We start from the raw sequence: 13,819 nt of genomic DNA, 5'->3' as shown, positions 1-13,819 counted from the left end.
ATTTCATGAGCCCGGAATGGCAGGCCGTTTGGCTGACATTGAAACTGGCAGGCATCACCACCTTACTGCTACTGATTATCGGCACCCCCATTGCCTGGTGGCTGGCCCGCACCCAACACTGGCTGCGCCAACCCATCGCCGCAATAGTGGCATTGCCGCTGGTGTTACCCCCAACGGTGCTGGGCTTTTATTTACTGATTTTGATGGGCCCCGACGGTGCCATCGGCCAACTGACCGAAAGCCTTGGTCTGGGGCTATTGCCGTTTACCTTTGAAGGTTTGGTCGTGGCCTCGGTGATTTACTCACTGCCGTTTACCGTTCAACCCTTACAAAATGCTTTTTTGAGCCTGAACGAAAACCTGTTGGAAGCCGCGGCTACACTGCGAGCTTCTGCCTGGGACCGCTTCGTATCCATTGCGATTCCGTTAGCGCGCCCGGGCTTTCTGACCGCTGCGGTGCTGAGTTTCGCCCACACCATCGGCGAATTCGGCGTCATCCTGATGATTGGTGGCAGCATTCCCGGTGAAACCAAGGTGTTGTCGGTGGCCATTTTCGATCACGTGGAAGCGCTCGAATACACTCAAGCGCATTGGCTTTCTGCCGGCATGCTGGCGTTCTCTTTTGTGGTTCTGGTCTCTTTGTATACGCTGAACGGACGCTTTCAGCCCGGAGTGGTTCGATGAGCCATTCGGAGCGCATTCAGGCCCGATTTCAGTGCCATTTCGATAAGTTCGGGCTGGATGTTGACCTCAACCTGCCCGGCTCTGGCATTACCGCCATCTTTGGCCACTCCGGGTGCGGCAAAACCACCCTGTTGCGATGCATTGCCGGTTTGCAGACTGCCAAAGGCCATCTTTCGGTGCTCGACGAACTCTGGCAAACCGCCAGCCACAGCTGGCCAGTGCACCAAAGGCCTCTGGCCTACGTGTTTCAGGAAACCAGTTTGTTTCCGCACCTGTCGGTTCGAAAAAACCTGCTGTACGGCTACCGCCGGGTGCCCGCCGAGCAACGTAAGATTACCCCGGAACAAGTCTACGACTGGCTTGGCCTGACACCGCTGCTGGACCGTATGCCAGCCCGGCTTTCCGGAGGCGAGCGCCAGCGTGTAGCCATCGGAAGAGCACTGCTGACCAGCCCTCGCTTGCTGCTGATGGACGAGCCTTTGTCAGCGCTGGATCAGCAAAGCAAACAGGACATTTTGCCCTACCTGGAACGCTTGCGAGACACGCTAGCAATACCGGTGCTCTATGTTTCCCACTCCACCGCCGAGGTGGCGAGATTGGCCGACCACATTGTGATGATGGAACGGGGGCAAGTGGTTGCCCAAGGGCCGCTTCAGGAGACGCTGGCGCGAACGGATCACCCGTTCCGGCTGGAAGAAGACGCTGGTGTGATTCTTAATGGGGAAATAGCGGAAGTGGATGACCGCTGGACATTGTGCAAAGTGGTGTTCGATGGCGGCGAGCTCTGGCTTCGCCATCACGACCACCTGAGCTCCGGCATGTCGGTACGCGTTCAGGTATTAGCCCGCGACGTCAGTATTTCCTTGCATGAACACAAAGACCAAAGCATTCAAAACCTGCTGCCGGCAACGGTCGATCACATTGCCCGAGAAGTGGTGCCGGGCATCAGCCTGGTTCGCTTGCTGGCTGGCGGCACTCCGTTTCTCGCCCGTTTGACGTCACGCTCCGTGCATCGACTCCAGCTAACGCTCGGGGGGCAGGTTTGGATGCAGATCAAATCGGTGGCTCTGGCAGACTAACACGCACAAAAAAGCCGCTGCGTTACAGCGGCTTTCTGGTGGTGTTTCTATTGGCTATCAGCGTGTGCCGTAAACCACCATGGTTTTCCCTTTGACCTGTACAAGCCCCTGCTCTTCCAGGGTTTTCAGTACCCGGCCCACCATCTCGCGGGAGCAACCGACAATGCGGCCGATTTCCTGACGAGTGATCTTAATCTGCATGCCGTCCGGGTGGGTCATGGCATCCGGCTCTTTGCACAAATCCAACAGCGTGCGCGCAACCCGACCGGTTACGTCCAGGAAGGCCAGGTCGCCCACTTTACGGGTAGTCTGGCGCAAGCGAGACGCCATCTGCTCGCCGATGAAATACAGAACCCGAGGATCCTGCTGGGCAATTTCACGGAATTTGGTGTAGCTGATTTCAGCCACTTCGCATTCGGTTTTGGCTTTGACCCAAGCGCTGCGCGAATCCATGTTATCGAACAGGCCCATCTCACCGAAAAAGTCGCCGGTATTCAGGTAAGCCATGATCATTTCGCGGCCATCATCGTCCTCAATTATGACGGTAACCGACCCTTTAACGATGTAGAAGAGAGAGTCACTTTTATCGCCCGCATAAATGATGGTGCTTTTGGCTGGGTAACGCCGGCGATGGCATTGGGATAGAAAGTAATCCAGATGTTTGGTTTTCTGCTCAACCGGCTTGATGATAGTAGCCATAATGCGAGACGTGCCTCCTCAGCGTAATGCCGATCCTGATCTTTGTTATATCCCCGCTTTTCCCTGCAGGTTACGGGTTTTTCTATTTAACCACGCAACTTATAACAAGATGGCTGCGCCGGGGCAACTCGAATGCAAAGGCGCGGGTTTTCGAAAGTCTGTGCTAGCATCCGTTCTCATCACCGATTCAACATGGGAGAACCTCACATGAAAGCAACCATAGACTGGACGGGCAATGTCAGTTTTAAAGCCACCAGCGGCACCGGCCACAGTGTTCAGATGGACGGACCACCCGATCTCGGCGGGCAGAATCTGGGGCCGCGGCCCATGGAAATGCTGCTCATGGGTGTTGGCGGTTGTTCTTCCTTTGATGTCATGTCTATTCTGCAAAAAAGTCGGCAAGACGTCACCGCGTGCCACGCCGAACTGGAAGCCGAGCGGGCCGATGCCGTACCGGCTGTGTTCACCAAGATTCATCTGCATTTTGTGGTGACCGGCCGTAACCTGAAAGAAAAGCAGGTAGAACGGGCCGTTAGCCTGTCGGCTGACAAGTATTGTTCGGCGTCTATTATGCTCGGCGCAGCCGGTGTGGAAATCACCCACAGCTTCGAAATTCGAGCCGCGGAATAAGTTGTTAAAGCCCCGCGAGCCGCAGCTTTGCGGGGCATTTTCGGGTAGTGAAAAAAAGTCTCTGCAAACACTATCCATTGGCATAGGTGGTATGCATAATACGCACCTTTCTCCGCCGGTCTGCGCAAAAGGTGAACAACATGTTCACCGGGTCAGTAGTCGGTGGCGGCCTCGGTAGGGGAGTCAACTCACCCTGTCACCATTCATCTCCAATCAACGGAGGGGCTGAGCATGGAATCAAAACTCCAACTGCACGGTTTTAACAATCTGACCAAATCCCTGAGCTTCAACATCTACGACATCTGTTACGCGCAGACCAACGAGCAACGTGAAGCTTATATCGACTACATCGACGAGATGTATAACGCCGAGCGGCTGACCCAGATTTTGTCTGACGTTGTTAAGATCATTGGCGCGAACATTCTTAACATCGCCCGTCAGGATTACGAGCCTCACGGCGCATCGGTCACCATGCTGATCGCCGAGCATGACGTGGAAGACTGCGAAGAGAATTACGACGAATCACCGGGCCCGCTGCCAGACACTATCGTGGCGCACCTGGACAAGAGTCACGTGACGGTTCACACCTACCCGGAGAGCCACCCTCACGATGGCGTCAGCACGTTCCGTGCAGATATCGACGTATCGACCTGTGGCTTGATTTCACCGCTGAAGGTATTGAACTACCTGATCCACAGCTTTGATTCCGACGTGGTCACCGTAGATTACCGGGTACGCGGTTTCACCCGCGACATTGATGGCACCAAGCACTACATTGACCACGACATCAACTCGATTCAGAACTATCTCACTGAAGACACCCAGAACGCCTATCAGATGATCGACGTGAACGTGTATCAGGAGAACCTGTTCCACACCAAGATGATGTTGAAGGATTTCAACCTCGACAATTACGTGTTTGGCACAAACGCGAAAGAGCTTGATCCTGCTGAAGCCAAGTCCATCGAAGACCGGCTGCGCCGGGAGATGCTGGAAATATTCTATTCCCGTAACGTGGAATAATCGCATTGAGAGGCAGCTATTCTCAGCTGCCTCTCAGGCAAATGCCTTGCCCGCCATAAGCCTCTGAACCATGGGGCGCACAATCAAATCCATAGCCAAAGGCATTTTTGTGCCGGGAATCACCAGGGTATCGTGCCGGGACAAACGGCTTTGCGGGATCGCCTGCAGCAGCCAGCTGAAGTCTACATCCGTGACTTCACGAAAGTGAATCACGATCATGCTTTCATCTTCACTCGGCACGTCCCGGGCAATGAACGGGTTCGACGTATCCACTAACGGCACGCGCTGAAAGTTGATGTGGGTATGGGAGAACTGCGGCACAATGTCTTTTACGTAGTCATCCATACGGTTAATGATGGTTTCCACAACCGCTTCCGGGCTATAACCACGCTTGTTCGTATCCCGGTTAATCTTCTGAATCCATTCCAGGTTTACGATCGGTACCACACCGATCAGCAAATCCACATACTGCACCAAATTGAAGTTTTCGCTCACCACACCGCCGTGCAGCCCCTCGTAAAACAGCACATCGGTATCCGCCGGCAATGAACTCCAGGGCGTGAAGGTGCCCGGCTTATGGCCAGCCGCAATCAGGTCATGATCTTCGTCATGAACGTACTGACGGCATCGGCCATTGCCGGTGTGGCTGTAGTCATACATTAGGGCTTCGAGCCGGTCGATGTGGTTGGCCGCAAGCGCGAAATGGTTGCGCTCACCAAACTGGCCTTTCGCGGCCAGGCGCGCCATCTGTTCACGGGTATAACGATGAAAACTGTCACCGCTGACCATCGCGGCATTGATGCCCTCTCGGGCAAACAGCCGCGCAAAAATCTGACCGGTGGTACTGGTGCCCGCTCCGGAGGAGCCGGTCACCGCGATGATCGGGTGGCGCTTAGACATAAAAAAACAGATTTCCTGAGGGTCAGATCAAACTGTTGAGTAGTTTGGGTTTTTCGATAACAAAGCCCTGCGCATAGTCCACACCCAACTGCGTCAGCTTATCCAGAACCTCACGCGTTTCAACTTGTGTTGCCACGACTTCCCGATCCATGAAATGCGCCATATCGACCATCGATTTGACCATAGCCTGATCAGTGGCGTTGGTCGCCAGCTGATGAGTAAACGCACTGTCAATTTTAATCAGATCGATCGGCAGCGTGCGCATGAAGTCATAAGAGTTCGGACCGGTTCCAAAGTTGCCCAAGCAGAACCGGCACCCGAGCTCTTTCATTTCTCCGATAAACCGGGCAACGGCCTGTATGTCGTGGATGGCCGAGGCTTCGGTCAACTCAAACCAAAGGCGTTCGATGGGGGCGTCTTTTTCGCTGAGTTTTTCGTAAATAAATTCCAGCAAAGCCTGGTCGTTCAACGAATGGCCTGACAAATTAATGCAGATACCACCAACGTCCCGGGCATCGGGCTTTTTCTCCTGCAGCCAATCCAGCATATGGCCCACAACCCAACGGTCTACCGCCTGCATTCGGTCATAGCGTTCTGCCATACGAACAAGATCGCGGCCGGTAACCAACTCACCACTGTCATCGTACATGCTGATCAGAATTTCATACTGGGCGGCCGACATTCGGGCTTCTGGATGCAGCGGAATGATCTTCTGGCACCGCAGCAACATCCGGTCATCGGCCGGGTCCCCAAGGTTTGCAACACGAGCCGCTATCTGCTCTTGTCGCGCCTGATCTTCGCTATCCTGATTGTAAACAGAAACGTGCCCTGCACCTCCACGGCGAGCGACAGACAACACCTGTTCAGACGTTCTCAGCCAACGTTCGGCTGAGGTCACAGCGGGGACTGTCGGCACAATGCCCACGTTGGCGGTTAATTCATAAGTTTTACCATCAAAACGGTATTCCGCCGCCTCGATGCTACTGACCAGCGACCGGGCCACTGCGTCTGCCTTGTCATCCGGCACCAGCATCGCAAATTCTGTGCCTTCAACCCGCGACACCGGCATGCCGTCATCAGCATGCTTGCACAGTATGTCGGCCACTTGTTTCAAAGTTTCATCGGCCGCTTTGTGGCCCGCCACGTCGCTCAGCAGCCGGAAACCTTTAAGGTCCAGATGCAGCAGTGTGTGAGTGTCTTCATGTTGCGTGAGCTGATGCTCTAGCAGTCGCTCGAATTCACGACGGTTCAACAAATGTGTCAGGTCATCGTGGGTCGAAACCCAAGACAGTTGGTCGTATACATTCCGCACCATGCGATCAATGCTTTCATCCACCAACGGTTTTTCGTACTGGCTGTCCGGAATCAGGGCACCTTCGCGCATTTTTCTCGCCAAAACGGTCACATCCAGTTCGACCACACGCATACCCTGATGATTCACGAACACAAAGCGGGAGAAGTTGTCCGCAACCCAAACCAGTCGAATGTAATGCAGATCATCCGATTTACTTTGGTCTTTGAACCAATCCCCAACCTGCAGTTGCTGGGCACGATTGATCCAGCGTTGAAGGCTTTTTATTTCCCGCTCGTCGGCATCCGACTTAGCAGGCTTGTCAGACTGAGCCTTCGGCATCTCAACCAAATCGAGAGGCTCGCCAGGCTGCCGGACCATCAGTTGCTTCAGCTCATCCCGTATCTGGGATGACGGGGTTCGGTTGCTGGAAATCGATGCCAAACCGTCCTGAATCAAGCGCAGAAGTTCCGGCAAATTACTGCTGTTACCGGGGCTTTCGGCATAAGCCATTAACGAATCAATCACCGCCAGATAATCCTGCCAGAGCTGGCCTTCTTCCCCCTGCCGTATCCAGGTCAGAGACAAGAGATCACGCCAACCGCCGTCCAACAAGCTCACAACGGCCTTGGGCACCTTACGGCCACCCAGCTTTGCATCCAGCGCGGCGGCCACCGCAGCTTTGGATTCAGCAACTTTCTGAGAGCCCTGTGCCGCTGCGGTCACACGCTCTACGTTGCGACGGTAGGCCAGGTTCTGGCGCTCGATCAGAGTGTCGAGTTCCTCGACGGCTTCGTCAAAAATCACCGTGTCCTGATCAAAGTCGGTCGCTATGCGTTGCACCAACTCATCTACCTTGCGTTGCACCACTGGATTTGGGCGAGCGCCCTTCACGCCAATCTGTGCCAGCCGGTTCATGACACTCCGCACCGGGCTGGAATGGTCCTCAAAGAAGCTGGGATCGCGCATCACCACTTTCAGCACCGGCACCTGCAGCTGGCGCATTTTATCTTGAGCAAAACGGCTTAGTTTGGGGCTTTCGGTGACACTGCGGAAGAACCGATCCACCACGTCCAGAGCGTCTTCACTGTCTTCGCTCAGGCGCGCATTTTCACCACTGCCTTTTACTTTCGCCACAACCCGTTCTTTAAGCGGAACATCGGGCTCGTTGAGATCAGCGGCCTGTATCTGTAGCTCTTGCAGTTCCTGGCTCAGTTCACTGCTGGTCAACGGCCGGGCACCCGGCTCGAACGTTTCTGATGCTGGAACATCCTCCGCAGAGCGACTCATTTTCAGGGATGACAAAAGGTTTCGTACCGTTGCAAACGCATTATGCGCATACTTGGAATACCCTCTGAACTCACCCGAAGCTTTCGACCCGGTTTTCTCTTCTGGCCGAGTTGCCGATGGGTCTGTCGCCTCATCCTCTTTTTTACGCTTCGGTTTGGACTCCGGAGTTTTCGGCGTAACCTGCTCTGCGGCTTGTTCACTGAGGTATTTCGTCAGGTCGAGGTCCGGCAGCACACCGTGCCTGATAAGAATGTTGTTCAGCTCACGATACAGCGGGGCCAACTGGCGAATCACCGCTTGCTCAAAAACTTTCAAACAAACCTTTTCCACATCGCGGCTCACCTTCAGCTGCATCAGCGCATGGTGAAAGGCTTCGCAAACCAGCGCCGGGCCGAGCGGATTATGATGGCCGGTCCGGTTAGATATGCCCAGGTGATCCAATCGCAGTTTCAGTTCGAGCAGGTCACCCCGGTACAAGGTGTCAGCCCGGGTGACCATGACCTTAACCGCAAGCCAATCTTCGAATTCGTCCTTATCGACAACGGACAATAGCGCCCCCGGTGCTCCTTTTTGCTCGGGCTTCAGGGGCGACTCCAGACTGCGGGCCATGTGGTGCCACAAGATGCGCTGGCGACCTTCGAGTTGCCCCGCCGCATCCATGTATTCATTGGCCAACTGATCGCTTGACGCTTTCTGAGCCGCTGTTTTTAACGCGTCTGCGGTGTTTACAAAACAGGCGTCCATCAGCGGCTCAATGAATTGGGTGATTACCCGGGCACATTGATGCAGTACAAACTGAACTCTATCGCTGGGCGCCTGTAGTGATGATCGGCTTTGATTATCGCCACTGCCACACAGCCGTATTAGGGCCTCTATGGCCTCCGGATTCGACCGGACAAAAGAAACACCCATAGCACGCTCGATTCGCCGTGCAGGGCGAACGTGCAGCTCATGATGGACGTTGCTATCCAAGCCACGAAAGCGCACAACAACGTCTTTAGGTTCCGCCTGTTCAAACACACGCCCAAGCTTCAGGGAGGTCTGGCCCGAATAACGGATGTAAAGGCCTTCGGCACAGAAGTCTGCGATTTGGCAGGGTAATGACTCACCGCTACCCACATCGATTTGGGCAGCGAGTTTGATTGGCTGTCGGGGGCTACTGCGACGTTCTCTCGGATCCATCAATAATTGACCAGTGGTTAAGCCGGTTCCGCCACCGGGGGTTAGACACCCGGTATATGTCCCTGTTCAGGTGGAACGTACCACCCACGAAAAATCGGTTAAAGTGGTTGAAGAAATACTCTACAACTCTGCACGCACAACGACAGAATATCGAATGCGAACCTTCACTTCACCATAACATGATGATTCATGAAACAGCTTAGTCAGGTATATCTCATATTGCTACTGTTAGCGGCTCTTCCTGGCTGCTCTTCAGTGAGTTATTACACTCAGGTTATTTCCGGCCATGTCTCGTTAATGATCCGTAGCGAGCCGGTAGATGAAGTTTTGCAGCGGCCCGACACCCCACCGGAACTGTCTCAGGCTCTGTCGTCGGCCCAATCTGCACGTACCTTTGCAGAGCATAGGCTCAAACTGCCGGTTGGCGGTGCGTTTTCCAGCTTTGTGGCTCTCGAGCACCCGTGGGTAGTGGTTAACCTGGTGGCGGTGCCCGAGTTCTCGCTCACACCGAAGCAGTGGTGTTATCCGTTTGTCGGATGCCAGGCCTACCGGGGCTATTTTGATCTGGCGATGGCTAAAGAAGCCCGAAGACACTTCGACAGCCAAGGGTACGATACCTTCATCGGGGCGGTCACGGCCTACTCCACCTTAGGCTGGTTTGATGACCCATTGCACACGGGATTCACCAACCTTTCTGAAGACCGGATGGTTGCCCTGATGTTTCATGAGCTGGCGCATCGGGTGGTCTATTTGAGTGGTGATACCGCGTTCAATGAAAGTTTTGCCACCGCCGTCGAGCTGGAAGGGTTGCGTTTGTGGCTGGAGCGGGAGGGCCAACCGGAGGTATTCGAGCGTGCCTTGCTGCGCTTGGAGCACCGTAATCGGACGCTTGAGTTGGTGAACGACACCAGCGAGACGCTACGCCGTCTTTATGAGCAGCAAAGCGTGCTGAATCGTGAGCAATTGCGGCAGCGAAAACAACAAATCCTCGATGATCTGGCCAACCGATACGAAGCCTTGGCGGCTCACTACCCGGAACCCGGCCCCTTTGGTTCGGCCCCGGTGCAGCTGAACAACGCCAATCTGGCGTTGTTCCAGCAATACAACCAGTATGTGCCGGCCTTCAGGCGATTGCTGAAGGAATCCGGCTTCGATTTCGAACAATTTTACGAAGCGGTTTCCCGGCTGTCAGAACAACCGGAAACCGAACGCAAAAAAGCGCTCAACGCCTTGTCAGAGCGGTTTGACGAACACCTTTGACTTGCGGATCGGGTTGTAGGTGGCGAGCTTGGGGCCTGGTAGGTTTTCCACGGCTGTTGGCTCAAAACCCCGCTCCCGGAACCAGTGTTCGGTTTGGGTGGTCAGCACAAACAGTTTCTCAATGCCCTGCCCCCGCGCCTGTTTCTCGATCATCATGAGGATGTCATCACCACGCCCGGCGCGCCGATAGGATGGGTCCACTGCGAAGCAAGACAACTCGCCGGCCGCTTCATCCGGATAGTGATACAGGGCGGCACAGCCAACCACCGTGCCGTCTCGCTCTGCGACTACGAAGCGGTCAACTTCGGTTTCCAGCATCTCGCGGGAGCGCCGCACCAGTATGCCCTGCTCCTCCAAAGGCTGAATCAATTCCAGAATACCACCGATATCTTCTACCCGGGCCGGGCGAATCTGTTCGTAATGGTCACCGCTGACCAGAGTGCCGGAACCATCCCGTGTGAACAGTTCTTCCAGTAACGCGCCGTCTTCGGCGTAGCTGATAATGTGAGCGCGGCGCACACCTTTCACACAGGCATCGCAGGCCGCTTTCAGAAGAACCGCATCATGGCCGGTCACATTGTTGGCGTTCAGCCGTTCTGTTGCCTGATGAGCTCCCAATTCCCGGATCAGTGATCCGTCCTCATCCAGCAAGCCTTCGTCATCGATAAAGACAATCAGCTTCTCGGCCTTCAACGCGGCCGCCACTTGGCTGCCTACGTCTTCGTAGGACAGGTTAAACGCATCTCCGGTAGGCGAATAACCCATGGGCGGCAACAGCACAATATGGCCCTGCTCAAGCAATCTCTCGATACCCGGGGTATCGATCCGGCGCACTCGGCCGGTGTATCCGAAATCGATGCCATCCAGCACACCCACCGGTTTCGCAGTGACGTAGTTACCGCTGCTGACACGTATTCTGGCGTTGTGCATGGGGGAGTTCACCAACCCCATCGACAACTGGCTTTCCATATAGGCGCGCAACCCACCAATGGCTTCCATGACCAGCGGCAGGTGATCATCCGGGGTCACCCGAAGGCCTCGCTCGAAGGTAGTTTCCAGACCGGCGTCTTCCAAGCGTGACTGAATTTGCGGACGACCACCAAACGCCACCACCAAGCGCACACCCAAGCTGCTGAGCAGTGCAATGTCATGGATGATGTTGATGAAGTTCCGGTGCTCTATGGCATCTCCGGGCATGGTCAACACCACAGTACGACCCCGATGGGCATTAATGTACGGAGATGAGTGGCGAAACCCATGCAGCCAGTCGTTTGATTTCAATCCGGTCTCCCTTTTGAAGCTTTTGCGGCCAGTGATATTGGCCGACTCTCTGTTACAAACAATACTGTTTTATCAGCCCGCTCAGAACCTCGATGGTCGGCTGCAATTGCGACAACTCCAAAAACTCGTCCGGCTGATGTGCCTGATCAATCGAGCCCGGCCCCATCACCAAGGTCTCCAGCCCCAGTTTTTGCAGCCAGGGAGCCTCTGTGGCAAAGGCAACTGCATGCGCTTTATGGCCGGTCAGGGCTTCACAGGCTTTCACCAAACCGGCATCGGCCGGAGTTTCGAACGGCGGCACGCCATCGAACAACGGCTCAAAGGTCAGGCTTAGCTGGCGTCGCTCGGCCAACGGCTGAATGCGACTCAGAATGGCTTGGCGCAGGGCTTCCATGTTCATGCCCGGCAACGGGCGCAGATCAAAGTGCAGCTCACATTGGGCGCAGATTCGGTTTGGGTTGTCGCCCCCGTGGATGCAGCCCAAATTCAGGGTTGGCACTTGCACCGCAAAGTTCGGGTTTCGATATTTCTGCTGCCATTCGGACCGCAACGTCAGCAGTTCCGTCATGGCTTCGTGCATGCCTTCCAACGCGTTGCGGCCGAGATCCGGATTGGAGGAATGGCCCGACTGCCCCTGGAATTTCAACCGCTCCATCATGATGCCTTTGTGCATCCTCACGGGCCGGAGACCGGTGGGCTCACCAATCACCGCATAGCGCGCTTTCGGCTTACCGGCTTCGGCCAGCGCCCGGGCTCCGTTCATCGAGCTTTCTTCATCTGCAGTTGCCAGAATAATCAGCGGCTGCTGCAACGGTTGGTCTATAAAGCGTTTGGCGGCTTCGATGGCCAGTGCGAAGAAGCCTTTCATGTCGCAGGTGCCCAGCCCGTACCAACGGCCGTCTTTTTCGGTCAGGGTAAAGGGGTCGGTCTGCCAGCGTTTATCATCGAACGGCACCGTGTCGGTGTGGCCGGACAACACTAGGCCACCCGGGCCACTTCCAAGGGTCGCAATCAGGTTGTACTTGCCCGGCATCCCGGGCACTTCAAGAATTTCAATGGCGAAGCCCAGTGCTTCCAGCCACTCAGCCAATGTTCGCACGACGGCTTCATTGCTGTGATCCCAATCCGGCGATGCACTGCTGATGGAAGGCAAGGATATCAGCCGCGCCAACATGTCGTGAACGCCCGGTACCCGGCTGTTCGTATCCGTACTTTGCACCATGCCTGCCTCCCGGCTTTAGGTCAGTTTGCCCGGCCCCTCCGCCAGACTTCGAAGCGCGCAACCGCGCGAATCAACATAGGGTACGCCACTTCACCACCTGCAATCATGCGGGCCACTTCTAACTCCCGCTCACCGACACTCACAAGCCTGCCCTCAACCGATTTGCCGTTCGAAAGCGTGACCCGAACGGTTTGGCCCTGCCATGCATCGGCGTTTTCCACAGGCTCTTCAAACCACTGCGCGTGACTCGAGGTTTCGGGGTGAGTGACCGGCTCATAGGCTTCCGGAGCCACTTCCGGTGCCTTCGGCTGCATTCGGGTTAAATACACATCCGGCACCTGGGCGCCGTTATAGGTCACCTGCCACGCAGCTTGTGGCCGCTCTTGAGTCCGTACCGGAACCCCGAACGTGTCACTGCCGAAGTTGGCGTTGAACTGAAGTTCACCGCCTTCGGTCAGCCACTGGCGATACAGTGCAACCAGTTGCCCACTCGCTTGATAGCCTCGCGCTTCCAGACCACGCGCAAGGGCTTTAGCTGCCGTCACGCTCCACTCATTGACGGTAAGAGCCGTTTCCCGGGAGCAATACGCTGAAATGCGTCGCATCAACCCGCCGTCTCGCAAGGTTGCCTCGGCCGTCTGTTCCAGGCCGGTCAAATCGATGCCGGTTCGGGAAACGTTCAAGCGCGCGCCCGGCCAGTTCAGCTCGAGACTTCCTACCGCTGAGGTATGCAATTCAACCGCCAGGCCATCTCGACTTTGTGTCAGCTTGAAATCGCCGCTAATCGAATCTATGCCCATGCGCTTCAGGTCACCACTCCCCAGATGCTGTCTGGGGTCCGGAGCACAGGACAAAGCGATCAGCGGGTTGCCGGCCGTCGACTCGTCAACATCTTCGGTGACCCAGTTCCGGAACATGGTGGGCTCCAGAATCATGCTGGCCCTCTCGATGACCAAGGTCCAGTCACCCGTTGCGGCTCCGGGATTCGCCAATCCAGTCACCAAGTCAATCGGTGAGTGCGCATCCAGCTCAACCAGCCCCATAGTCAAAGGCTGGGTCAACCGGAAGTCCAGCCAACTTGCCTCTTTCAGGAGCAATCGCCCGTCCAGAGCTGAGCTGATTTGCCCCCGTTCGAGAACACCCAGTCTCGACAATTCAGTGCGCACTTCCGCCAACCGTTGATCCGCCAGCCACCAGACACCGGCTTTGTAACCGGCAAAAGCGAGCAAACTGAATACAACCAAAAAAGACAGTAGACGCTTCATCCAATGGCTCCGGA

The 13,819-nt window shown here is 55.6% G+C and carries 11 protein-coding genes; 5 read left to right on the top strand and 6 right to left on the bottom strand.

What is annotated here, in order from left to right:
- Positions 1-5: 5 nt before the first annotated feature.
- Positions 6-683 carry a molybdate ABC transporter permease subunit gene (modB, locus tag DOQ08_RS13350; RefSeq protein WP_114335441.1) on the top strand — a complete coding sequence of 226 codons (678 nt, stop codon included), beginning with the start codon at positions 6-8 and terminating at the stop codon, positions 681-683.
- Positions 680-1,762, top strand: coding sequence for a molybdenum ABC transporter ATP-binding protein (gene modC, locus DOQ08_RS13345; protein ID WP_114335440.1), 1,083 nt, complete (start codon positions 680-682; stop codon positions 1,760-1,762). The genes modB and modC overlap by 4 nt, the downstream gene beginning before the upstream one ends.
- Before the next feature lie 57 nt (positions 1,763-1,819).
- Here modC and crp read toward each other — a convergent pair whose 3' ends face one another.
- Positions 1,820-2,461: a cAMP-activated global transcriptional regulator CRP gene (crp, locus tag DOQ08_RS13340; RefSeq protein WP_114335439.1), complete on the bottom strand. Its 642-nt coding sequence runs from the start codon at positions 2,459-2,461 to the stop codon at positions 1,820-1,822.
- A 207-nt stretch (positions 2,462-2,668) separates the two neighbouring features.
- Between crp and DOQ08_RS13335 the strand changes: the two genes are divergently transcribed.
- Positions 2,669-3,091: an OsmC family protein gene (locus tag DOQ08_RS13335; protein WP_114335438.1), complete on the top strand. Its 423-nt coding sequence runs from the start codon at positions 2,669-2,671 to the stop codon at positions 3,089-3,091.
- Positions 3,092-3,322: 231 nt separating this feature from the next.
- Positions 3,323-4,114, top strand: coding sequence for an adenosylmethionine decarboxylase (gene speD, locus DOQ08_RS13330; protein WP_114335437.1), 792 nt, complete (start codon positions 3,323-3,325; stop codon positions 4,112-4,114).
- A 33-nt stretch (positions 4,115-4,147) separates the two neighbouring features.
- Here the strand turns inward: speD and DOQ08_RS13325 are convergent, their stop codons facing one another.
- Positions 4,148-5,014: a phosphoribulokinase gene (locus DOQ08_RS13325; RefSeq protein ID WP_114335436.1), complete on the bottom strand. Its 867-nt coding sequence runs from the start codon at positions 5,012-5,014 to the stop codon at positions 4,148-4,150.
- Between the two features lie 22 nt (positions 5,015-5,036).
- On the bottom strand, positions 5,037-8,777 hold the full coding sequence (locus DOQ08_RS13320) for a DUF1631 family protein (protein ID WP_114335435.1): 3,741 nt from the start codon (positions 8,775-8,777) through the stop codon (positions 5,037-5,039).
- A 189-nt stretch (positions 8,778-8,966) separates the two neighbouring features.
- Between DOQ08_RS13320 and DOQ08_RS13315 the strand changes: the two genes are divergently transcribed.
- Positions 8,967-10,037, top strand: coding sequence for an aminopeptidase (locus DOQ08_RS13315; protein ID WP_114335434.1), 1,071 nt, complete (start codon positions 8,967-8,969; stop codon positions 10,035-10,037).
- Here the strand turns inward: DOQ08_RS13315 and argA are convergent.
- The 3 genes from argA to DOQ08_RS13300 are packed head-to-tail and all read right to left on the bottom strand — an operon-like array spanning position 10,011 to position 13,805.
- Entirely contained in the window at positions 10,011-11,318 is a 1,308-nt protein-coding gene (argA, locus tag DOQ08_RS13310; protein ID WP_114335433.1) for an amino-acid N-acetyltransferase, read from the bottom strand. The genes DOQ08_RS13315 and argA overlap by 27 nt on opposite strands.
- A gap of 52 nt (positions 11,319-11,370) precedes the next feature.
- The gene (argE, locus tag DOQ08_RS13305) at positions 11,371-12,540 is read right to left on the bottom strand and encodes an acetylornithine deacetylase (RefSeq protein ID WP_114335432.1); all 1,170 of its coding nucleotides are present in this window, start codon (positions 12,538-12,540) and stop codon (positions 11,371-11,373) included.
- A gap of 20 nt (positions 12,541-12,560) precedes the next feature.
- Complete coding sequence (locus tag DOQ08_RS13300; protein WP_114335431.1) at positions 12,561-13,805, bottom strand: acetylornithine deacetylase; 1,245 nt, start codon at positions 13,803-13,805, stop codon at positions 12,561-12,563.
- Between the last annotated feature and the right edge of the window lie 14 nt (positions 13,806-13,819).

Source organism: Marinobacter litoralis, assembly GCF_003336705.1.
Taxonomy (GTDB): Bacteria; Pseudomonadota; Gammaproteobacteria; order Pseudomonadales; family Oleiphilaceae; genus Marinobacter; species Marinobacter litoralis.
Note: the sequence above shows the minus strand (reverse complement) of the source record. Positions and strands in the feature narration are given on the sequence as shown.

Bases quoted from the DNA above. Each gene is read 5' to 3' on its own strand.
- DOQ08_RS13300 (WP_114335431.1), bottom strand. From the start codon at position 13,805: ATGAAGCGTCTACTGTCTTTTTTGGTTGTATTCAGTTTGCTCGCTTTT.
- DOQ08_RS13315 (WP_114335434.1), top strand. From the start codon at position 8,967: ATGAAACAGCTTAGTCAGGTATATCTCATATTGCTACTGTTAGCGGCT.
- DOQ08_RS13320 (WP_114335435.1), bottom strand. From the start codon at position 8,777: ATGGATCCGAGAGAACGTCGCAGTAGCCCCCGACAGCCAATCAAACTC.
- argE (WP_114335432.1), bottom strand. From the start codon at position 12,540: ATGGTGCAAAGTACGGATACGAACAGCCGGGTACCGGGCGTTCACGAC.
- DOQ08_RS13335 (WP_114335438.1), top strand. From the start codon at position 2,669: ATGAAAGCAACCATAGACTGGACGGGCAATGTCAGTTTTAAAGCCACC.
- crp (WP_114335439.1), bottom strand. From the start codon at position 2,461: ATGGCTACTATCATCAAGCCGGTTGAGCAGAAAACCAAACATCTGGAT.
- modB (WP_114335441.1), top strand. From the start codon at position 6: ATGAGCCCGGAATGGCAGGCCGTTTGGCTGACATTGAAACTGGCAGGC.
- speD (WP_114335437.1), top strand. From the start codon at position 3,323: ATGGAATCAAAACTCCAACTGCACGGTTTTAACAATCTGACCAAATCC.
- modC (WP_114335440.1), top strand. From the start codon at position 680: ATGAGCCATTCGGAGCGCATTCAGGCCCGATTTCAGTGCCATTTCGAT.
- DOQ08_RS13325 (WP_114335436.1), bottom strand. From the start codon at position 5,014: ATGTCTAAGCGCCACCCGATCATCGCGGTGACCGGCTCCTCCGGAGCG.